Raw genomic sequence first — 22,274 nt, 5'->3', positions numbered from 1 at the left:
CCATGGCAGGATCGCTGAGGTTATAAAATAGCTGCATGCAGTGGACACGAAGCATGGTGGATAACGGATACGGAGGGCGGCCGTTCTCGCCCTTGGGGTAATAGCGGGCGATCTTCTTTTCCATGCGTTTCCATGGGATCAGCTTATCCATTCGCTCCAGAAAGATTTCCCGGCGGGTCTTACGCTTCTTATTCTGGTATTCAGCTTCGGAGAAAGTCATCTGATCCATGGATAGTATTCCTGATGAGTGAAGTTGGCCGTATTATGACTGATTTGGGGAGTTATTCAGAGCCTCCCTAGACCTCTGATCGGCAACTTACCAGTACCGATAAGCGGGAGGACCGATTGCTGTCTGTCAAACATCTATCTTCCAGATCTCAGCCTATCAGGTAACTTTCTGTCAGGTTTAAGCCTGCTTCCTTACACCGGCCCAATTTGTCGTTATGGAGCCCACGATTGGTCAAACAGAGCGGGAATCCTCGCCTCTGCCGCCAGGAAGTATTCATACCCCTGCCACCAGAGAGACGCAGCCAGAGACCACATCAGCATACAAACCAGAAGGTCCAATAATCTCCAGGTTCCAGGACGGGCAAAAAACGGCGCCAGCCGACGCGCGCCAAATACCAGAGCCAGAAACCAGGTAGTGGAGGCCATCATCGCACCAAATCCGAACCAGTACCGTTCCGGTAACGGATATTGTCCACCGATACTCCCGATGAGCAGCACCGTGTCCAGATACACATGGGGATTCAACAGGGATATGGCCGCCGTTACCCATACAGCATTGGCCCGGGATCGCAGCACTCTGCCACCCGCTTCCATACTTTGCTCACTAAACGCCGACATCAGAGCCCTGGTCCCGTATACTGTCAGGAATATCGCACCACCAAGAGCCGCCCCCAACAGCAACAAAGGCTGTCCTGCAATCAGGACTCCAACACCGGCCACTCCCGCAAATATAAGGCTGACATCAATTACAATGCAGGTCAGCGCTATCGTCAGGATAAAGTGACCACGGATTCCCTGCGTCAGTACATAGGCGTTCTGGGCCCCAATCGCGACAATCAGGCTACCTGCAGTGATAAACCCCTTTAACAGAACGACCATAGCTTCCATCTCTTACCCCATACCTATTTGATCCAACCTGACCCAATCTGGTATCAGGCCCAATTCATCTTGCTAACAGAATAAACTCACCGATAGAATAAAAATAATTAATCATTTTACTGATACATTAGAAATATTTATGCATTTCGAACTGCGACAACTCAAGGCTCTGGCAACCGTGATCGACGAAGGCAGTTTTGAAAAAGCCGCCCGAAAGCTGTCTTTGACTCAGTCCGCAATCTCCCAGCGTATCCGCCAATTGGAAAAATCACTGGGGAAAATCCTGGTGATACGGGAGTCCCCGGCCAGATTGACTCAGGACGGTGTGAAACTGATGAGATATTACAGGCAGATTGAACACCTTCAGTCAGAGATGATGACGGAGTTTGAGGTTCAGGCAGACACTCCCAAAACTATCTCAATAGGTACCAATGCCGACAGTCTGGCCACCTGGCTGCTCGATGCCCTGTCACCGTTGATTGATAAGTATCACTGGCGCCTGGATATCAAGGTGGACGACCAGGACCGCACCCATGAGTTTCTGCACAATGGCGACGTCATTGGTTGCATCAGCAGCAGTCCCACTTCTATCAGTGGCTGTAACTGTTTCCATCTGGGAACCATGGTGTATCGAAGTCTTGTTTCCCCCGCCTATCTGGAACGCTATTTTCCTGATGGCATTACTCCAGAAGCGATGAGGGCGGCTCCTTATGCTGAGTACAACCACAAAGACGATTTACAGAAGCACTACTTGCACCGGTACCACAAGGTGGTTCCAGCGCATCCCCCTCATCGTGTCCCCTCAACCGAATCCTTCTTGGAACTGATTGCCAAAGGGCATGCATGGGGCATGGTGCCGGATGTCCAGTCCAGAGAGTTTCTGCTATCCGGCCAAGTCGTGGAGCTTAAACCCGACAGCCCGCTGAATATCGAGCTTTATTGGCATATATGGGATCTTAAAAGCCGAATGAGCCAGAGGTTGACAGATGCCATTATTCAACATGCCAGAAAAGTTCTGGACCACCCTGATTCTTCTTCTGAGCCACTGCCGTTGAAGAGTTAAAGAGATTTGTTGCCGATTTATGTCAAAACAACATTAACAAATAGTTCATCGATAGCGCCGGAGTCGCTAAAATAGCCGCTTTTGAGCATCTGGAATCTTGACATGTCGTCCATTTTTATCGGTATTACCGGCGCCTCCGCTTCTGGCAAAAGCCTTTTATCCGCGACCATTTACGAAGAACTGAAAGAGGAAGTCGGTGCCTGGCAGATCGGCATTATCAAAGAGGATTCCTACTACAAAGACCAGTCTCACATGGATATGTCGGAACGGGTTCTGACCAACTACGACCACCCAAACGCATTTGATCACGACCTTCTGGTAGAACACCTTGATGTACTCAGAGAGGGTCATCAGGTGGATGTCCCTGTCTACGATTTCAAAGAACACAACCGAAGCCCTGACACCATTGCCATGGAAGCCCGCAAGGTTATTATCGTTGAAGGAATATTACTTCTCAGCGACAAGAACATCCGCAAACGCCTGGATACCAGTATCTATGTCGACACACCACTGGATATCTGCCTGCTGCGTAGATTACGTCGGGATACCGAGGAACGCGGCAGGACCATGGAGTCAATCATCCAACAATATAAAAAGACTGTCAGACCGATGTTCCTGGAATTCGTTGAACCTTCCAAGCAGTTTGCCGATATTATCGTTCCACGTGGTGGTAAAAACCGGGTTGCTATAGAAATGCTGAAAGCACGGATCAAACAATTGCTGGGCTAGGGCCCGGAAAACGGTTTTCTCGCTTCTGCTTGACGATCACTTCACTTAGAGCAAGCTGAGCTTTCCTCAAAAAGAGACAAAAAGAGACAAAAAGAGACAAAAAGAGAAAAGGAAAGAGCAGCTCGCTTTTAGAATCCGCCTATTCTTGTTCTACCCCGTTTATTCTTCACAGACACGATGATAGGGTTAGTGTGAGTTGCCGGTCCCTTTAAAGAACCTACATCGGATATTGCCTGTACCGAGAACCTGCACCGGCACCACTATCTCGCGACATCCAAGGAGGATGACATGGCACTATTTCTGCTGTTTATTCTGGCAGCGTTAATTCTCGCTTACCTCGGTGGAGAGGCTATCGCCTGGAGTCTGTTACTGACGATCGGCATTCTGCTGTATAGCCTGATCGATCCAAGCCCACTCGGACTCCTGTTACTTTGGGCCGGGTATATAGCCGCCATCACTCTGCTGAACTTTCCCGACCTTAGAAGACAATATCTGACCACCCGAATTTTCGGCTGGGTCAGTCGAGTGTTGCCGGGGCTTTCCGATACGGAAAAAGAAGCCATTGCGGCCGGGACGGTCAGCTGGGACGGAGAATTATTCAGCGGTAAACCGAATTGGCATCATCTTTTGAACATGCCGAAGCCAGAACTGTCCGATGCAGAAGTAGCATTTATCAACGGCCCAGTAAACGAGCTTTGCACCCAGCTCGACGATTGGGAAATCACCCATGAACGCTATGACCTGCCACCTGAAATCTGGCAGTTCATCAAAGACAATGGCTTCTTCGGCATGATTGTCCCGAAGAAGTATGGAGGCCTGGAGCTGTCCGCCCTGGCCCACTCCACGGCGGTCATGAAAATCGCCACCCGCAGCATCACCGCAGCGGTCACGGTCATGGTGCCTAACTCTTTAGGGCCTTCAGAGTTATTGATGCATTACGGCACTCAAAAACAGCGTGATTACTATCTCCCGAGACTGGCAAAAGGAGAGGAGATCCCCTGCTTTGCTCTGACCGGTCCCCAAGCGGGCTCCGATGCCGGCGCCATTCCAGACACCGGCATCGTGTGTAAAGGTGAATGGGAAGGCAAAGAAGTGATTGGCCTGCGCCTGAACTGGAACAAGCGATATATCACTCTGGCCCCTGTTGCGACAGTTCTGGGACTCGCCTTTAAGGTCTATGATCCTGACAAACTGCTGAGTGATGTAGTCGACCGTGGTGTGACCTGTGCACTGATCCCGACCAGTACACCCGGTGTGCAGACCGGTGCCCGTCACTTGCCTTTGAATACAGTTTTCATGAATGGTCCGACCTGGGGGAAAGATGTATTCATTCCCCTGGATTATCTGATTGGTGGGGAGGACTTCATCGGTAAGGGCTGGATGATGCTGATGAACTGCCTGGCAGTGGGACGTGCGATTTCACTCCCCGCCCTGGCGACCGGTGCAGGAAAACTCTCAAGCCTGACGTCAGGGGCTTACGCGCGAATCAGGGAACAGTTTGGTTTGCCGATTGGCTATTTTGAAGGGGTCAAAGAAGCGCTGGCACCCATTGGTGGACTCTCCTACATCATGGACAGTGCCCGTTGTATGACGGCAGGCCTGCTGGATCAAGGAGAGAAACCATCTGTCCCTTCAGCCATTCTCAAATATCATAACACCGAAAAAATGCGGAAAGTCGTCGGGCATGCCATGGACATTCACGCCGGACGTGGCGTCATCAAAGGTCCACGCAACTACATTGCCCGTGTCTATCAGGCAATTCCGATAAGTATTACTGTGGAGGGAGCCAATATTCTGACCCGCAGCCTGATGATCTTTGGCCAGGGTTCCATCCGCTCCCACCCCTATCTGTTAAAGGAAATGGAAGCCGCTCAGATGGAGGATAGAGAAAAGGGCCTGCAGGAATTTGACCACGTTTTTTTTAAACATATTCACCGTAATGTACAACTGGTGGGTAGAAGCCTGATGCTGGGCCTCACTGGCAGTCTGATTGCAGAAGTACCGGAGCATCACCCTCTGAGCAAGCGTTACTTTCAGCACCTCTCCAGGTTTGCCGCCGCTTTTGCGCTTCTCAGCGATGTCACACTGATGTCATTGGGCGGGGATCTAAAAAGAAGGGAAAAAATATCAGCCAGACTGGGAGATTGCCTCAGTTATCTCTATCTTGCGTCATCCGTCCTTAAACGGTTTCATGATGACGGCTGCCCAAGGGAGGATGCACCGCTGCTGGATTGGGCAGTTCAACATTGCCTGTATAATACGCAACAGGCATTACATGAAACTCTGAAAAACTATCCATCGCCAATACTGGCCATACTGATGAGGCTGGTCATATTTCCTCTGGGTCGGAATATGGAGCCTGCGAACGATATCACAGAAGATGCCATCGCAGATCTTTTACTGCACCCCTCCGCTGCCCGTGACAGACTGGTCGAGGGTGTTTATCGCAGCACCCAGCCGGATGACCCGATCGGCAGAGTGGAAAATGCCTTTCTGTTGAAAATCGCTGCTGAATCTGCCGAGAAAGCGCTTAAAAAAGCGATCAAGGCAGGCAAACTGGATGAAGGACTGACTCTTGATGAGCAGTTACAACAGGCCAGGGAGAAAAACATTCTCACTGAATCAGAATCCCAGAAAGTGCGGGACGCCGCGGAAGCGGTAGACGACGCGATACAGGTGGACCACTTTCATCCGGATGAATTACCGGTGACCCAATCAGACTAAAGCCAGACAGGGGCCAGACTAAGACAAGTGACACCGATAATTGTCTGTCAGCAATATTGCCGGACAGGCGATTATCGGAGTTTGCCCAGCTCTCCCTCATACCAAAGCACTTCTTTAAACCCGTGGCGTATATATATTTTTTCCATCGCCCCGTCTCGCTGCATTAATTGCAGCCCCCGGTTAAAAGCTTCGAGCTTGCTTTTATAGTCAGGCACCTTTTTTGAAAAGGCCACATAGAGGTATTTGATTTCCAGAGGAGGCTCCAGAAAGTCCAGTACTTTCCTGTATTCCCGGTAATGTTTATCGATCAGATACTCAGCAACAAATTTATCAATGAAGATCAGTTGGACCCGATTGTGATAGAGTCGCTGCAAGTTGGTCAGGTCGTCGGTAACCTCTTCTTTGTAAAGAAAGTCAGCTTTATCAAAGGTATCTGTATTCAAATAGCCTCTGACCACCCCAAACTTGTACTGACTCAGCCCCAGCAACGCAGCATGCTGGTTCAGTCGCGGGTCAATGCTGAACTCGATACCACTGTCCTTGCGGACGTAGAATCCCGCGGGCCCACCCAGAAATGGATCTGAATAGGCAAATTCATCCAACCGGGTATCGGAATAATATTCAGGAAACAGTGCATCGACCTTCCCTTGACGGGTCGTATCCAATGCCCTGGCCCATGGGTAAAATTGAATCCTGGGTTTATAACCTCCCCGTTTGAAGGCCTCCCCTACCAGTTCATGCACATAACCTTTACTTTCAAGTTCCTCCCCAACATAGGGCTGCCAGTTCAATGTCGCCAGGGATACAACGGACCTTTTCGCCGGAGAATTATCAGGCTTTTCGTCCGACGCCAGAGCTGGAGCGGAACAGAGGAGCATTGTCGGAATGAGAATCAAAAGGCAGCGCATCGAAACAACCATCAGCGGCAGTAGGATGAGAAAAATGACAACGATTCTTTAAGTCTAGACTATAAATCCTCTCGGATTGCAGCATTCCTTCTCAACGCGTTACCATAAACCAACCTTATCCAGGAGGCAGGAATGTCTCACGGGTATCGACATCTCCCTTCCGCAACAGGAGATTGTATTATGCACTCCCCCCGCATCACACATATCGCCCTCCATGTACGCAACCTTGACGCCTGTATTCAGTTTTACCGGGAATTCTGTGGAATGGACATTGTTCATCGGCGGGATCATGACGCAAAATCGATTGTCTGGATGGCAGAGCCAGGACGGGAAAAGGATTTCATCTTCGTTTTGATGAATGGCGGAGAAGACCTTCAGCTGACAGATACTGATTACCGTCACTTCGGGTTCGCTTTGGAAAGTCGTGAACAGGTTGACCTCATCGCACGAAGGGCGGAAATCGCCGGCTGTCTGATCTGGCCTCCTCGTGAAGATCCCTTCCCCGTAGGATATTACTGTGGCCTACAGGACCCCAATGGAAACTACATCGAGTTCAGCTACGGCCAACCCTTGGGTCCGGGAGCTGAAGCAGCGACAGAAAAGGCGCTGAAAGCATAGCCAGTGAGCATCTAGAGCACATGGGCTAAGTAGGTGTCAGCGGACGATGCAGAGACTTTTGGAATCGTTCTGGCTTAAAAATTTGTGAACCATTCGACAAATAGCTCCAATAAAAAACCAAAACAATTTATTTTGTCTCCAAAACAATACCAAAAGCATGCCACTTCAATAGATCATTTTCATTAATCCTTTAAACTCCAAGTCTTATAAATATCAGGTAAATTGCCGATATTAGTGAGATTCAACTCAATCTAGAATAAAAAGTTCTCCTTGAGTAAAGGACTCTACCAATAGAACGAGAGGATTCACCGTGAATAAGTTACATACCAAAAACCTAATGCTCGGTTGCCTGATCGCACTGCCGTTTATAGCGCAAAACGTGCTGGCACACGGCTATATTTCCAGCCCTGCTTCCCGCTCCTATCAATGCAAGCTGGGTGACAACGTAAACTGTGGCGCTATTCAATGGGAACCCCAAAGCGTCGAAGGTCCGGATCGCTACCCGGAGACGGGCCCTGCTGATGGTAAGATAGCAAGTGCTGGCGTTTCCCATTTTTCAGAACTTGACGAGCAGTCAGTAAACCGCTGGAACAAGCTTCCCATGCAAGCGGGCAGAAACACTTTCAGCTGGCACTTCACTGCCAATCACGCCACTCGTGACTGGCGTTATTTCATCACCAAAGAGAACTGGAACCCGAATGCCCCGCTAAAAAGAAGCTCTTTCGAAGCACAGCCATTTTGTACCCATCAGGGGAATAACCAACGTCCGCCGACAGATCTTTCTCATGACTGTGATGTGCCATCCCGAAGCGGTTACCACGTTATACTGGGCGTATGGGATGTAGGCGATACCGTCAACAGCTTTTACCAGGTGATCGATGTCAATTTCGATGGCGACAATCCGACTGACCCAACAACCTGGCAGGACATTGGTGATATCAATCCATCAATTGATCTGATGCCGGGTGATCAGGTGAAAACACGAGTGTTTGACGGCACCGGTGAAAATCCTGGTCTACAGACTGTTCTGCGTATTGATTCAGAAGACGCTGGCCGTAAAAACCAATGGCCTTTCCAACTGGCGACAGCCATCAACAATGAGAGTGATTACCTGCGAGCCGGAAAGCAGAATCATGATGGAGACATCGTCCCTGCTTATGGGCAGAATGATATTTTCACTACCATAGATAGCGGCATTGAGCGGGTGGAAGTTGAGATCGTCAAAGGGGATTCCACTGAGCCACAATTGGATTTGAGCGGTCTGAAGAGTGAATATGCCATTGAATCCGGTATGGCCAGTATCGATTTTACTGTCTCGACCAATGCCAATATGAAAGTCAGTGCATTTGCCTATGCTCCTGACGGTTCAGCTGCCGGCTTTGTTGAAGCCTCTGTGAACAATACTTCTTACAATTTCCTACTGGATATCAAAGAAGCAAAAGCAGGTGCCTACTCTCTGGTCATCAAGGGAGAAAGCAAAGACGGTAAGGTTGTGCAGAAAACACAAGGATTCCTGTTAAAAGACGACGGGGACACCAATCCTCCCGATGGTAATTATGACCACGTGTACCCGGATAACCTGCAATCCTATAAAGATGGAACCCGGGTACTGGCAAGAGACGGCAAAATCTACCGTTGTAAGCCATTCCCCTACAGTGGCTGGTGTACGATCTACTCAGAAAACGCCAACCACTATGAACCCGGTGTCGGTGCTTACTGGCAGGATGCTTGGGTACTAGCGGACTGACGAGCTCTAAACGTCCTAAAGGCCTCGTTACGAGGCCTTATCTCTTAACAGAACTTTCAGTTTTAATATACTCTCATAAAGTTATTTCAGGTAAGTAAGGACCAACCTTCTTCATTTTGTCGTTATACCAACTCCCGTGGACATATGTCATTTTGGCGTTGAATTTCATACCGACTTCCCGGTCTTATAGCTCAACACGTGACTATGCATTCCTTTTCCACTTCTAGCTAATGAAAGCCAATCAACCGATGCTGAGCCCAGCATTACATAAAAAGCATGCACAAAAACAGATGACGCCTTCAGCCACATCTACCAGCCTAAACGTGATTAAAACCTAACTTTTCGCAGGAAGCATATATAGAGTCACGACATCAACTTAAAATTCTTTTAATATCATTCCTTTATAACTTCTTCCTAAAAAAATTAATGACATAAAGTCATGAATGAAGTGAATTACCGTCGATAATTTTTCATTACCTATTATTGCGTTTTATCACTGAATCTTTCTGGAAGTCCCTACGACCCGTGCTATGTTCAATGGCGGGATGTACGCAATCACAATAAAAGGAGTCTTGTATGTCATGTGACGACTATGATGGAGTTATAGATGCGGCGTCAGGGACGATTCCTTTTGTAAAATACACTTCTTGTGGCAATAACTTTGTTATCGTTGATGCCACTCAATCCTCCCCCCTGGAGGAAGAGGATTGGTCAGAGTTCGCAGGAAAAGCAACAAGTACCTCATTTGGTATCGGCTGCGACAATCTACTGGTCGTTCAGAAGGCCTCACCCCAAACCCTGTCGACAATTTGGCGATCCCGGCACTACTGGAGTGACCTGCCATCGCTACCGTCGGCAGACTATGTGTTTCGCATGTTTGAACCAAATGGTGATGAAGCAGCCTGTTGCGGTAACGGACTAATTTGTGTCGCCGACTACCTGCGGCAAAAATATGGCGTAACGTCAACCAGCATTGTCACCGAAATCCCCATGTCCCATCCAAATACAGTCGCTATTGGCAGTAATGGTGCGGCAGGAAGCTGGGTTAACCTGGGTACGCCCAGAAAAATGCCGGCAAAATTGATTTCGGCAGATAACCTTCAGCCCGTCACTGACGCCATTGATATGATCAATGAACTCAACATCAGTTTCAGGGCAACAGATTTCCAGGATTATATACCGGATGGCAGATTGTCCTTCAGAGCCTACCTGGTGTTTACGGGCGAACCCCATATGGTCGTTTTCCCTGATCTGGATTTTTCCAGGCCGGGATTGGCAGACCTGGTTTTCGGATCGACAGTCAACGGTGCCTCGCCTCAGGATTCCCGTCGTGGAATCGGGTCTGCACTGGTCCATCGTATAGGTTACTTTATCAACAAACGATGCAAGCATTTGTTTCCGGAAGGCATTAGCGTCAACTTTGCACGTATCAACCATCTTGGGAAAGTAGAAAACCGCTGCTTTGAACGCGGCATCAATCGCGAAACCCATGCCTGCTGCACCGGTGCTCTTGCGGTAGCGATTGTGGCCCAGAACCTATTTGGCCTTAAATTCACCAGCATAGAGCTAATCCCCAAGCGTTGTACTGAGGAAGCAGATGCCAGCATTAAGATACTGGAGACTTCTTCCGGTTGGTGTCTGACAACCAACCCTTTCTTCCTGTTCGAGGGACGTTACAGTACGCCGCCATTCAGTATAAAACGTCAATCTGATAACGATACGTATATGGACGACAATGTCGAATATTCCACCATGCAGGAACTTACTCTGAGTCACCCAGGAGTCACGTACTACTCCAGACGACCGGCACAAAAGGTTTAGGCGGACCTATCCACAAAAACGGATGGTGCAGACAACCACTCCCTGAGACCAGAGTTTCTAGTGAGAATAATTCAGATACCTCTGGTCAAGGACAAGATGAACAACATCGATACCGACATGAGTACAACATTATGGAACAATATCTCAAGCACCAGAATGAGTCATTTCAGGCAAAGCAACTGGGCCGTGTTATGGTCCTTGCCGGAGGAACCTCAGCAGAGCGGGAGATTTCTCTTGATAGCGGAAGAAATGTTCTCGGAGCATTACGGGATGCAGGTGTAGACAGCTTTATGGTCGATCCGAAGGACGGCCTGATGCCGTTACTGACAGAAACTTATGACCGGGTCTTCATTGCCATGCACGGTCGTGGCGGAGAAGACGGCTCCATTCAGGGGACACTTGATCTTCTGGGTAAACCTTATACCGGAAGCGGCGTGCTGGCATCGGCGCTGGCGATGAACAAACTAAAAGCCAAGCAGGTATGGGAGTCCGCCGGCGTGGCAACAGCGCCTTATGTACAGCTATCCGAGAATACCGACTGGGAAGGCGTGGTGGCACACATGCAGGGTCCCGTTATGGTAAAACCCGCCCATGAAGGTTCCAGCATTGGCATGTGCCGGGTGAGCACGGCAGAAGAACTGGCTGCTGCATACAGGACGGCAGCCAAGTACGACAACTTGATACTGGCCGAAAAATGGATTCCCGGCAGCGAATTTACCGTGGCCATTCTAGGTCGTGAAGCGCTTCCGGTTGTGGGTGTTAAACCTGGAAGAGACTATTACGACTATCACGCAAAGTACGTGGCCGACGACAACCAATTCCTGCTTCCATGCGGTTTATCCGAAGCTCAGGAACTAGCTGTAATGGAGCAGGCACTTAGAGCATTTCAGGCACTGGATTGCGACGGTTGGGGCCGGGTTGATCTTATCGTGGATGAAGCAGGCACAGCCTGGTTACTTGAAGTCAACTCAGCGCCAGGCATGAACCGCGAAAGTCTGACACCGATGGCCGCTGAAGCTGCCGGCTTCAATTACCAGAATCTGGTATTGGCGATTTTAAGAACCACCCTGGCGAAGTCCGCATAGAATACACAGGAAAATCATCGCTGATGAAGGAGGATCACCGAATGCAGGCATTCAGGCCCTTACAGTATTTTGTCAAAACAGCATTATTACTTGCGGTAACACTGACGCTCAGTGCATTCCTGTCGTATATGGTCTTTGAGCGCCTGCATGAACAGTACTTTCTTACCACGACTATCGCCACGACAGATCTTGCTTCTGTAAATCCGGATACCAATCCGGCTGGCTCAGAGTCTGCCGGACAGCAAACCCTTATCGACATAAGGGATAAACTCAGCGCCCAGGGACTTCCCGGCGAAATTGTCGTATCTCTGGCGGGCACAACAGGCCAGATTCAAAACTCTACGTCCCCGACACTATCCGGCCTATCCCTACCGAGTGATTATCAACTGAAAAAACTGCCGTCTTTCAATGGACTGACTACCGGCTTATCGACAGCTGAAACCTGGCGATATGCCACCCTTGAGCAGGCCTATAATATTGTGGTTCCGGTATCGACCTCTCCAGCCACCCTGCTTATTGCCCTGGACTTGCGGGCAACTGAGAGCGGTCGCGACGCAAGGCAGGCCGCAGTCACTGGAACGCTTGTCAATGCAGGCCTCATTGGACTGCTTGTATTGTCACTGACGACCGTCATTCTGATTCCCTTGAGTAAAACATTTATTTACACGGAACCCCGCATGTCCAGGTGGTCTCGGCTAGTTTTGGTCTGTAGCGGTGTACTGACATTGGCAGCCGCACATGCCGCCTTGTTTTCATTTGTCTGGCAGGATATAGAGACCGACCTGACAACCCTTATCGGCAATACCATGGCAACACCGGACCTCAGTGTCCTGCTATTTTCATTGCTGACGGACAATGTCACGGTGATGCTGATCGCATTGTTAATTAGTATTGAGCTCTCCATCCTCCTGTTTAACGGCCGTAAACCAACGCCTCCGGTTCAACCCAACTCAGGAAACGCAATACAGAATCCTCAACTGTATAAAGCAATGCGCCCGGCCATATTCCTGTTTCTGTTTTCCATCGATTTGGCGATGTCCATACTACCTCTTCATATGGAACGCCTGTATACACCGATTCCAGGGCTATCGAGAGAATTCATCCTAGGGCTGCCCATATCCGTTGAGTTTCTATGTGTGGGCATAGCAATATTTGTTTCCGGCGCCTGGCTCGACCGTAAAGGCTGGGTTCAGCCCTTTGCCTGTGGATTACTGCTCACTGCGGCTGGGGGAGTGTTTTCCTGGCTTTCGGCAGAAGCCTGGCAGTTTGTTATTTCCCGGGCTGTACTCGGATTCGGATATGGCCTGACATTACTTGCAGCTCAGGGCTTTGTCGTCAGCCACACAGACTCCAAAACCAAAACAGAAGGACTGGCTCATCTGTTCGCCGGCCTCTATTCCGGCAGTATCTGCGGAGCCGCAACCGGCGCCATGATTGCAGAACGCTATGGATATGATGTCGTCTTTATTGGCGGTGCTCTGATGGTATTTACCGTGGCAGTCTATGCATTTATCTATCTGCGTGAGGACAAACCGGCCAAGGAGCCTTCAATCAATACAGCTCCCGAAACCCTGACACAACCTGCCACGTCAAAACCGGGAATATCTGTCTGGCAGTTTCTCCGTGATCCACGATTTATTGCTGTCGCACTTCTCAGTAGCTTCCCTGCCGCCATAGGGGTCATCGGTTTTCTACACTATTTTACGCCGGTGTATCTCAGTAAAATTGGCGTGTCAGAATCTCAGATCGGCCAGACTCTAATGCTCTACGGTATTTGCCTGACCTTGCTGGGCCCGGCAATTGGACGGCTCGCAGACAAAGCAACGAGCAAGAAACTTCCTATCATGGTGGGTGGGATCCTGGCCAGCCTGGCGTTTTTGTCCTTTGCCGGACTGGAAGGCATTTATGCCGCCACTGTCGCAGTAATTCTTCTGGGCCTTTCCGGGTGCTTTGTCCTGCCGTCACAAAGCGCCTATGTGCTCAACCTGGATGTCAGCAAGCAATATGGTGAGGGCAAGGCATTGGGTATTTTCCGCGCCTCCAGCCGGATTGGACAAATGCTGGGACCGATTGTATTTTCTGCCGTGGCCGCAATGTCTGATATACGTCTCGGCGTCGCGTCTCTCGGCGCCATATATCTGGTCACTGTCGTATTATTCCAGGTACTCGCAGCACGAGAATCCACAGTGGTTTACAAGATGGAATCTTCCCGTTAAAAATCAATGGTTTTGTATGGGTTTCAACCAAGATTATCAATTATTTGATCCGTTCCAGGTAAAAAAGCCGATATCTGGAAATAAACCAATTTATGGCTATGCTATTGGAACGTATCCTTCTAAACTCGGGCGCCGTGCCGGTGGAAGAGGATCTGTGGCCTGCTATTACGGCTCCGGTAACCCGGTAGTAAAACATGAGGGTTCCACGTAATCAGACAGGCTTCCGATCAGAGCTGTAAGTTAGACGATGAAGCATGTATCACCCTTTGAATATCAAGTCTTCATCAGGTTTGTAGATGTATAAACGCATAGACAGTAAAGGATAAGGGGAAACTTATACATTGGCGTAGTCACTATTTCGACGCCATCAAGTGTGCACAGGAGAATGGAGTATGAGAAACAAACCTAATTTACCCGCTCTTGTCGCGGTCATTATGATGGCCCTGTGTATCTGTCTGCCTGCAGCGGCTGAACATCACGAGAAGTTCAGTACCGACCCGATCACCAATGATGGAAAACGCTGGCGTATCGGATACTATGAAGGCGGCGAATACATCAACTACCAGCAGGTTCTTGCGGCGACTGTCAGGTCATTGATGACCCTCGGGTGGATAGAATCACAGGTTATCCCTCCCCAGGAAGGTGAACAGACTGCCGATCTCTGGGAGTGGTTCACAACGGCACTGAAGAGTGACTACATTGAATTCGTCCCGGATGCCCACTACAGCGCTCGATGGGATGACAAAACCAGCGAGAAAATAACCAAAACGATCATCAATCGTCTTAATGACCGTAAAGACATTGACCTGATGATTGCGATGGGAACCCGGGCCGGCCTGGACCTGGCAAACAATAAGCACAAGACGCCAACGCTGGTATTCTCCTCAACAGACCCGATTTCCGCAGGGATCATAGAAAGTATCGAGGATTCCGGCTTCAGCCACGTTAATGCCACGATCGACCCTGGGAAGTATGCCCGGCAAATCCGGGTATTCCATGATATTACCAATTTCAAACGTCTCGGTGTCGCTTATGAAGACACTCAGACCGGACGCAGCTATGCGGCCGTGGATACCATTCAGAATCTGGCCAAAAAGCTTGGATTTTCAGTGGTTTCCTGCCATACACAAAGCGATATCAGCAATATCAGTCTGGCAGAACACAGCGCCATCAACTGCTATCAGCAGTTAGCCCCCAAAGTGGATGCCATATATGTTACCGAACAGGGTGGTGTGACCAACAAGAGCCTTCCGGTGATTGTCAGGACAGCACACAAGTACAAAATCCCCACATTCTCTCAGCTCGGGTCACAGGAAGTTCGTTATGGCATACTGGCCAGTCTGTCGCAGGCCAATTTTCGCTATTTTGGCGACTTTCACGCGCAAACTATTGCCAAGATTTTCAATGGAGCCGAACCTAATGAGCTGCCCCAGTTGTTCGAAGAGCCTCCCAGAATGGCACTTAATCTGAGGACCGCAGAAATCATTGAGTTTAATCCCTCTTTACTGCTGCTCGGCGCGACCGACGAACTATTCAAAGAGATCGAAACCCCATAATGATAGGCTTGATTTCTATGGTGCTGCTGTAAGGTTTAAGAGTTATATTTCACGCAAACGGAGAAGCGATGAGCACCAGGGCGATTGTCAGGACAATCTGTGCTTTTATCAGTATTACGAGCTTGCTGTGGATAGTCAGCCTGTCCACTCATGCGTCGGGCAGCTATGCCAGCACCCCGCCCCCGAATGTAAAGGAAGTCGTGAAGAAGTGGCGTATCGCCTACTACGAGGGTGGTCCCTACGATAACTATCACCATTCCCTGATTGCAATGGTTAACGGGTTGATGGAACTGGGTTGGATCGAAAAAAATGAGATCCCCAAAAGGATGGATACTCGCACATTGTGGCTGTGGTTATCTGAAAATGCCAAAAGCAAATTCCTGTCCTTTACCCCAGATGCCTACTACTCGGCAGACTGGGTGCAGGAAAATCGTGAGGTCATGAGCGCTGCTATCCTCCACCGTCTGAATCAACAGAAAGATATTGATCTGGTTTTCGCAATGGGCACCTGGGCCGGACAGGATCTGGCCAATGATTTGCACAACATTCCCACCTTTGTCATCTCCACAACAGATCCTATCCGTTCCGGCATCATCAAAAGCGCTGAAGATTCCGGATTTGATCATATTTTTGCCCGGGTCTCACCACGTCGCTATGAACGCCAGATTCGCGTATTCCATGACGCCATTCAATTCAGGCGCCTGGGCGTGGCTTACGAAGATTCGGAAGTGGGCAGAGCCTATACAGCTCTGGAAACAATAGAGAAAGTTGCCGCTGAAGATAATTTCGAAATCATCCGCTGCCACACCCTGAGTGATATTCCTGATAATCAGAAAGCGGTAAGAAGTGTGCTGGATTGTGTGGACTATCTGTCGCGTAATTCCGATGCTCTTTACATCACGGAACAGGGCGGTGTAAACAACCAGAGCATTGCCAACATTGTGGAAATTGCCAACAAACACAATATTCCAACTTTTTCACAACTGGGTTCAGAGCAGGTCAAATACGGCATTCTGATGAGCATGTCCAAACCTGACTATAAACCCCTTGGAGTCTTTCTCGCTTCCAATTTGGGTCAGGTATTTAATGGTGCCCGACCAAGGGATCTTATGCAGCTGTATGAAGAAGAACCCAACATATCAATCAACCTGAAGACAGCAGAAAAAATCGGACTTTACTTACATGCGGAGTGGTTAGCAGCAGCTGATGAAATTTACCGGGCTATCGAGGTGCCACATTGAAAACGCTCAACTCCAGTCAATTCCTCAGTCGTTTCCGGTTTCACTCTCTAAGGTCGAGAATCATTTCTTTGATTCTGCTGATCATGTCGATTGCGGCTCTGTCCATCCTCTACTTCACCAACCGGGATGTGGGGCGGGCGATGCTGCAGGCAGAAGAGTCCTCCGCCCAGAACGTGCTGAAGCTGGTTGAATTGAACATCAGGGCAGGCTATGACCGCCTGACCGGGGAGAAGATTGAAATTCTGTCTCGCCTGCAAACGGATCTGCACAATATATCCCAATATACCCAGTCCGCCTTTGAGGCGTATGTGGGGCAATACAAGTCAGGTCATCTGGAACGGGATGAAGCATTGGATATCTCTCTGGAATGGTTGCGAAAGGTGCAGTTCGGAGAGGTTGAGGTGTTCGTTTTTGACCGCAACGGCACCATCGTCGCCCACCCCAATCCAAGCGTTGAATCGACTACCATTTCATCCTTGTCGGACTTTAAAGGCAGGGTGGTTTATCAGGCAATGCGTGACGACATTCTGGACAAGAGAGGCGACAAAGCGATTTTCAACTGGCGCAAGCCGGGCAGCGAACGAGAGAGTCGTCACATCGGCTATTTTCTCCCACTGCCCCATTGGGAATTGACATTGGTCGCAATGGTCGACTTCGAATACGTTGAGGCTCAGAGCTTCCGGGAAATGACCGCCATCATCGACAGCCTGAGAAAAACCTTTCCGGATATCAGCGTTGCCAATACCGGGTATGCTTTCCTGTTCGATGGTGATGGAAAAGTGCTGGTCCCCCCGCCAACTCTGGACAAAGGAAACTCGATCACCTCCAGCTTGAACCAGCCACAGCAGCAACTATTGGATGACCTGATCAGGGAGGTCTCCAGCAAAGATCCTCCGTCGCAGGCAGTCTATCGCTATATCGATCCCTTTGCTCTGCAGAACAGACCTGAAGATGACCGCCAGGTGGTAGCCTATGTCAGCTACTTCAAACCTTTCGACTGGTACCAGACAGTCGTGGTGCCGGTCCATGAAATCGCCACACCCGGTCAGAATCTGGTCAAGAGCCAGAGCCTGATTATCGCCCTTTTCTTCCTGGGCAGTATATTGATCGCCTTCCTTTGGGTCTCCCGAATTTCCCGTCCTCTGGATTTTCTGACCGAATACGCCAAGCAGTTACCCTCCCATGACTTCAACCAGGACAGTCAGCCAAGCCAGGCCGTTCAGGCCCTGGCTGACAGGTCCAGTGATGAAGTGGGCCGGTTGGCTGAATCATTTGTTTTCATGGAAAAAGAGCTGAAGAAACACATCAAGGAAGCGAGGCAGGAAAAGGAACTTGCCCAGCAGGCCAATGAAGCGAAAAGCGAATTTCTTGCCCGTATGAGTCATGAAATCCGCACCCCGCTCAATGGCGTTCTCGGGATGGCGAGTATTCTTGCTGACACCAACTTGAATGAAAAACAGCACAAGTATCTCGATACTATCGTTAATTCCGGAGAAGCGCTGCTGACCATCATCAACGACATACTCGACTTCTCCAAAATCGAAGCCGGCAAACTTGAGTTGGACAATCACCCATTCAGTTTTGAGGAATTACTCTCCTATTTGCTGGACATCTTTTCTCCTCGCGCCCATGCCAAAGGCGTTCAATTAAACTGCAGAGCATCTCCGGTTCTACCACCCACGCTGGTCGGCGACAGCGACAGGCTGAGGCAAATACTGACCAACCTGGTTGGGAATGCCATTAAATTTACCGAAAGAGGCAACATTCTGGTTGAAGTGGAGTTACTGGAACAAAACGACCATGCTGTCAGACTGAAGGTCAGTGTTACTGATACAGGAATCGGTATCGCCCCGGAAAAGCAGGAAAAAATCTTCGAGTCCTTTTCACAGGCTGATGGTTCCACAACCCGGACCTATGGAGGTACCGGGCTGGGTCTGAGCATTTCAAAAAGCCTGGTTGAATTGATGGATGGTGAAATCGGCGTGGAAAGCCAGATCAATTCCGGTTCATCCTTCTGGTTCAGTATCTGGCTTGCGAGAGACCCGGCCTCCCGAAGCACCAAAACGCCAGTACAGAGAATGCCCCCCAGAGAGCAGCATCATTATAATACTCACTACCCGCCTCTTTCCGGCAAAATCCTGCTGGTAGAAGACAATGCCACTAACCAGGACTATGTTCTGGAGCTACTCGGCACTCTGGAAATCAAGGCGGAAGTTGCCTCCAACGGAAAAGAAGCTCTCAGCAAACTGACCCGCCAGTCCTACGACGCCGTTCTGATGGATTGCCAGATGCCAATTATGGACGGTTACGAAGCCACAATCGCCATTCGTACGCGGGAAAGAGCCCGGCCTGGCAGTAAACGTCTGCCGATTATTGCGCTGACGGCCAACGCCATGGCCAACGACCGGCAACACTGCCTGGATGTGGGTATGGATGATTTCCTCGCCAAGCCATTTAATGCCCAGCAGCTCTACCAGAAACTGGCGTGCTGGCTACCTAAAATCAAAGCTCAGATTGTCGACGGCTAGGGTCTGCGAGGCTACAGACTACTGGGCAATCCTGGCGTATTCCGGCAGGGAGGCGACTTTCCCGGACTTCGCATTCTTTTCATACTGGTTAAAGGCCGTGGCGATCATTTTGGTCATCTGGACAGGATCCCATGGCTTGGCCATATAACGATAAATCTCAGCCTGATTGATAGCATTCTCAAGGCTGTCCAGGGTGCCGTACCCTGTCAGCAGAATCCGAACCGTATTCGGGTACATCATTTTGATCTTGCTGAAGAACTCGACACCACTCTCCTTGGGCATTTTGAGATCCGACAAAACCACACCGATTTCATGGCGTGCCAAAATTTCATAGGCATCGGAGGCATTTTCAGCGGTAATAATGTCATAGGGCTCGCCACGCAATGTCCTCTTGATACTCAGGAGAACATTCGGTTCGTCATCCACGACCAACAAGGTATTCTTTTTCGGTAATCTGCCAACTTCATTCAAATCCAACCGTTTATCCGCTTCCAACATGGCAACCATCTTATCTGCTGCCACCGGACGACTGAAGAAAAAGCCCTGAATCGCGTCGCAGCATTGTTCGGCCAGCAATGAAAGCTGACCGGCAGTTTCCACCCCTTCGGCGACGGTCTTTAGTCCCAGCCCCTGGGCCATACGAATAATTGCCATCACAATGGAATGATCATCCGGGCTGTTGGTTAGCCCTGAAACGAAAGCCCTGTCAATTTTCAATTTATTGACCGGAAACTGTTTCAGGTAAGAGAGATTCGAGTAACCGGTGCCAAAGTCATCTATTGCCATGGAGACCCCAATCCCCCTGAGCCTTCGCATTATGGCTACAGAGGCTTCAGGATTAGTCATGGACAGCGTTTCGGTCAGCTCCAGCTCAAGATATTTGGCCGCAACATCGTAGCGACTGATAACATCTTTGATTAAGCGAACAAAATTCTGGCCGGTAAACTGCATCGCGGAAATATTCACGGCAACAGATACCAGCGGAACGCCTTGTTCATGCCACTCTTTCAGATCCTGGCACACCCTCTTTAACACCCAGTCGCCAATTTTTATGATCTGGCGACTATCCTCAGCAGCGGGAATAAATTCGCTGGGCTCAACAAATCCCAACTCAGCAGATTCCCAGCGGATCAGAGCCTCCAGACCAATGATCTTTCCTGTCCTCAGATCAACCTGAGGCTGGTAATTGAGATAAAACTCATCCCTCTCCAGAGCCTGCTTGATACCGATCTCAAGCTTCAGGCGTTCATTCAGCCTGTCCTGCATCTGATAGGTAAAGAACTGAAAGGTGTTTCTGCCGGCGTCCTTGGCCCGGTACATGGCAATATCAGCTCTCTTGAGCAACAGCTCCACACTATCACCATCATCCGGATAAGTGCTGATGCCGACACTGCAACTGATGGCATGAGTATACCCAAGCAGACTGACCGGCACAGAAACTGCCTCGATCAACCGACTGGCCAGATGCGTCAGCGCCGCTTCGCTGCCAGCCTGATCTACGAGCAATACGAATTCATCCCCTCCGATGCGGGCCAGGGTATCGCAGTCCCGGGTACATTCTTTCAGACGGGTGGACATAATACGCAGCAGTTCGTCACCTGCGTTATGCCCCAGGGTATCGTTAATCAGCTTGAACTTGTCCAGATCAATAAACATCACCGCCAGCTTTTCGCCGCTGCGCTGGGAATGATTAATCGCCTGGGTCACCCGGCCATAGAACAGACTTCTGTTCGGCAATCCGGTTAAAGGATCATGAGTCGCCTGAAACTCAATCAGTGCTTCCTGGCGGCGCTTTTCAGTGACGTCCCTGAGCACAAACATACGGGAAGTGGAACCATGGTAGGAAATAGGTATACATCGTATCTCAACATCAATCTCACTATCGTCGGCACGATATAGCTGAATAATCAGGGGAAGCGCCTGACCGTTTTCGTCAAGGCAACTATGATTGAGCTGACGTTGGACCTGATCCTGCCGTCCGGGAGCAACAAAGTCCAACAGCGAAGCACCCAGCAATTGCTGGCCATCCATTACACCGAACAATTTGACTGTAGCAGTATTAAGATAAACGATACCATTGTCATCCTCTACCAAGATGGCATCTGGCGTCGTTTCCATCAGCCTGCGGTAGCGCCGCTCGCTGTCTTTCAGGTCATGGTATGCGGTCTGGAGGGAGATATGGGTATGAACTCTGGCCGCGAGCTCCTCAGTCTGGAAGGGTTTGGTAACATAATCAACGCCGCCGGCCTCAAAGCCCTCTTTCTTGCTTCTCACATCCGTCAATGCGGTCATAAAGACCACCGGGATATCCCGGACATTCTCTATCTTTTTCAGTCTCCGGCAGGTTTCGAAACCACTGAGTTCCGGCATCATGATATCGAGCAGTATCAGCGAGGGTTGCAACTCCTCGACCAACTCCAGGGCCTTGACACCATTTTCCACAGCAACGACCTGATAACCCTTGCTCTCCAGACAGGCCACGGCTACGTCCAGGTTCAGCGGGGAATCGTCAACAATTAATATCGTATGCTCAGAACAACCATCTCCCGGCTCGTACGTGTCCAGGTCGCCTGCATCTATGGAATCCGTCATATGCAACACCGTTATCCCTGTTGCGCTCTATCAAAAAGATAGTCTTATGGGACCAGAATACAAGGCCGGAGGTGATTTCCGGTACCTGAGCCCGAGACTATTCCCCACTACCAACAAGACAGCCCCCTACTAACATCAAGACAGTCCCCTACTAACATCAAGGCCAGCCTTCCCTGACAACAAGACCAGCACCTATTATCAACTTAACAACCTAACAACAAAAAGTTCTCTGCTATCGACAATACTACCGCGTACAGAATTCTATTACCTGCAAGGCCGTCAATTTCCTATAGACCTTCTACCTGTATAACGATGGACGCTCTAACCAGAGCATAACCG

The 22,274-nt window shown here is 49.7% G+C and carries 15 protein-coding genes; 11 read left to right on the top strand and 4 right to left on the bottom strand.

Translation table 11 applies throughout. The features are described 5' to 3' along the window. Together F566_RS0126730 and F566_RS0126725 are read right to left on the bottom strand one after the other, a co-directional pair. Positions 1-229, bottom strand: a 229-nt coding sequence (locus F566_RS0126730; protein ID WP_020405130.1) for an IS5/IS1182 family transposase, incomplete at its 3' end; no start/stop codon positions are given. A gap of 212 nt (positions 230-441) precedes the next feature. Next, on the bottom strand, positions 442-1,116 hold the full coding sequence (locus tag F566_RS0126725) for a LysE/ArgO family amino acid transporter (RefSeq protein ID WP_020410115.1): 675 nt from the start codon (positions 1,114-1,116) through the stop codon (positions 442-444). A 130-nt stretch (positions 1,117-1,246) separates the two neighbouring features. On the opposite strand from F566_RS0126725, the gene F566_RS0126720 reads away from it, so the two are divergent. The 3 genes from F566_RS0126720 to F566_RS0126710 all read left to right on the top strand — a co-directional run bounded on the left by F566_RS0126720 (position 1,247) and on the right by F566_RS0126710 (position 5,623). Beyond that, positions 1,247-2,170, top strand: a complete 924-nt coding sequence (locus F566_RS0126720) for a LysR family transcriptional regulator ArgP (protein WP_020410114.1) — start codon at positions 1,247-1,249, stop codon at positions 2,168-2,170. Between the two features lie 102 nt (positions 2,171-2,272). Next, the gene (gene udk / locus F566_RS0126715) at positions 2,273-2,899 is read left to right on the top strand and encodes a uridine kinase (protein WP_020410113.1); all 627 of its coding nucleotides are present in this window, start codon (positions 2,273-2,275) and stop codon (positions 2,897-2,899) included. 288 nt (positions 2,900-3,187) lie between these two features. After that, complete coding sequence (locus F566_RS0126710) at positions 3,188-5,623, top strand: acyl-CoA dehydrogenase (RefSeq protein WP_020410112.1); 2,436 nt, start codon at positions 3,188-3,190, stop codon at positions 5,621-5,623. A gap of 71 nt (positions 5,624-5,694) precedes the next feature. Here the strand turns inward: F566_RS0126710 and F566_RS0126705 are convergent, their stop codons facing one another. Beyond that, on the bottom strand, positions 5,695-6,531 hold the full coding sequence (locus F566_RS0126705; protein WP_020410111.1) for a substrate-binding periplasmic protein: 837 nt from the start codon (positions 6,529-6,531) through the stop codon (positions 5,695-5,697). 180 nt (positions 6,532-6,711) lie between these two features. Between F566_RS0126705 and F566_RS0126700 the strand changes: the two genes are divergently transcribed. The 8 genes from F566_RS0126700 to F566_RS0126660 all read left to right on the top strand — a co-directional run bounded on the left by F566_RS0126700 (position 6,712) and on the right by F566_RS0126660 (position 19,343). Continuing rightward, positions 6,712-7,149: a VOC family protein gene (locus tag F566_RS0126700; RefSeq protein ID WP_020410110.1), complete on the top strand. Its 438-nt coding sequence runs from the start codon at positions 6,712-6,714 to the stop codon at positions 7,147-7,149. A 310-nt stretch (positions 7,150-7,459) separates the two neighbouring features. Next, positions 7,460-8,896, top strand: coding sequence for an N-acetylglucosamine-binding protein GbpA (gbpA, locus tag F566_RS0126695; RefSeq protein ID WP_157497113.1), 1,437 nt, complete (start codon positions 7,460-7,462; stop codon positions 8,894-8,896). 576 nt (positions 8,897-9,472) lie between these two features. After that, positions 9,473-10,717, top strand: a complete 1,245-nt coding sequence (locus F566_RS0126690) for a diaminopimelate epimerase (protein ID WP_020410108.1) — start codon at positions 9,473-9,475, stop codon at positions 10,715-10,717. Positions 10,718-10,848: 131 nt separating this feature from the next. Continuing rightward, entirely contained in the window at positions 10,849-11,802 is a 954-nt protein-coding gene (locus F566_RS0126685; protein WP_020410107.1) for a D-alanine--D-alanine ligase, read from the top strand. A 23-nt stretch (positions 11,803-11,825) separates the two neighbouring features. Then, the gene (locus F566_RS0126680) at positions 11,826-14,018 is read left to right on the top strand and encodes an MFS transporter (RefSeq protein ID WP_020410106.1); all 2,193 of its coding nucleotides are present in this window, start codon (positions 11,826-11,828) and stop codon (positions 14,016-14,018) included. A 392-nt stretch (positions 14,019-14,410) separates the two neighbouring features. Then, positions 14,411-15,574 carry an ABC transporter substrate-binding protein gene (locus F566_RS0126670; RefSeq protein WP_020410104.1) on the top strand — a complete coding sequence of 388 codons (1,164 nt, stop codon included), beginning with the start codon at positions 14,411-14,413 and terminating at the stop codon, positions 15,572-15,574. Positions 15,575-15,642: 68 nt separating this feature from the next. Next, entirely contained in the window at positions 15,643-16,815 is a 1,173-nt protein-coding gene (locus F566_RS0126665) for an ABC transporter substrate-binding protein (RefSeq protein WP_020410103.1), read from the top strand. Continuing rightward, positions 16,812-19,343 (top strand): cache domain-containing protein, encoded by a 2,532-nt coding sequence (locus tag F566_RS0126660; RefSeq protein ID WP_245555313.1) that lies wholly within the window; start codon positions 16,812-16,814, stop codon positions 19,341-19,343. The genes F566_RS0126665 and F566_RS0126660 overlap by 4 nt, the downstream gene beginning before the upstream one ends. A gap of 18 nt (positions 19,344-19,361) precedes the next feature. Here F566_RS0126660 and F566_RS0126655 read toward each other — a convergent pair whose 3' ends face one another. Further along, positions 19,362-21,935 carry an EAL domain-containing protein gene (locus F566_RS0126655; protein WP_020410101.1) on the bottom strand — a complete coding sequence of 858 codons (2,574 nt, stop codon included), beginning with the start codon at positions 21,933-21,935 and terminating at the stop codon, positions 19,362-19,364. Positions 21,936-22,274 lie beyond the last annotated feature (339 nt).

It is taken from the genome of Hahella ganghwensis DSM 17046, assembly GCF_000376785.1.
In the GTDB taxonomy this organism is placed as follows: domain Bacteria; phylum Pseudomonadota; class Gammaproteobacteria; order Pseudomonadales; family Oleiphilaceae; genus Hahella; species Hahella ganghwensis.
Note: the sequence above shows the minus strand (reverse complement) of the source record. Positions and strands in the feature narration are given on the sequence as shown.

What these genes read in the sequence shown, in the direction of transcription:
- F566_RS0126725 (WP_020410115.1), bottom strand. Translation starts at nt 1,116, where the DNA reads ATGGAAGCTATGGTCGTTCTGTTAAAGGGGTTTATCACTGCAGGTAGC.
- F566_RS0126720 (WP_020410114.1), top strand. Translation starts at nt 1,247, where the DNA reads ATGCATTTCGAACTGCGACAACTCAAGGCTCTGGCAACCGTGATCGAC.
- udk (WP_020410113.1), top strand. Translation starts at nt 2,273, where the DNA reads ATGTCGTCCATTTTTATCGGTATTACCGGCGCCTCCGCTTCTGGCAAA.
- F566_RS0126710 (WP_020410112.1), top strand. Translation starts at nt 3,188, where the DNA reads ATGGCACTATTTCTGCTGTTTATTCTGGCAGCGTTAATTCTCGCTTAC.
- F566_RS0126705 (WP_020410111.1), bottom strand. Translation starts at nt 6,531, where the DNA reads ATGCGCTGCCTTTTGATTCTCATTCCGACAATGCTCCTCTGTTCCGCT.
- F566_RS0126700 (WP_020410110.1), top strand. Translation starts at nt 6,712, where the DNA reads ATGCACTCCCCCCGCATCACACATATCGCCCTCCATGTACGCAACCTT.
- F566_RS0126690 (WP_020410108.1), top strand. Translation starts at nt 9,473, where the DNA reads ATGTCATGTGACGACTATGATGGAGTTATAGATGCGGCGTCAGGGACG.
- F566_RS0126685 (WP_020410107.1), top strand. Translation starts at nt 10,849, where the DNA reads ATGGAACAATATCTCAAGCACCAGAATGAGTCATTTCAGGCAAAGCAA.
- F566_RS0126680 (WP_020410106.1), top strand. Translation starts at nt 11,826, where the DNA reads ATGAAGGAGGATCACCGAATGCAGGCATTCAGGCCCTTACAGTATTTT.
- F566_RS0126670 (WP_020410104.1), top strand. Translation starts at nt 14,411, where the DNA reads ATGAGAAACAAACCTAATTTACCCGCTCTTGTCGCGGTCATTATGATG.
- F566_RS0126665 (WP_020410103.1), top strand. Translation starts at nt 15,643, where the DNA reads ATGAGCACCAGGGCGATTGTCAGGACAATCTGTGCTTTTATCAGTATT.
- F566_RS0126655 (WP_020410101.1), bottom strand. Translation starts at nt 21,935, where the DNA reads ATGACGGATTCCATAGATGCAGGCGACCTGGACACGTACGAGCCGGGA.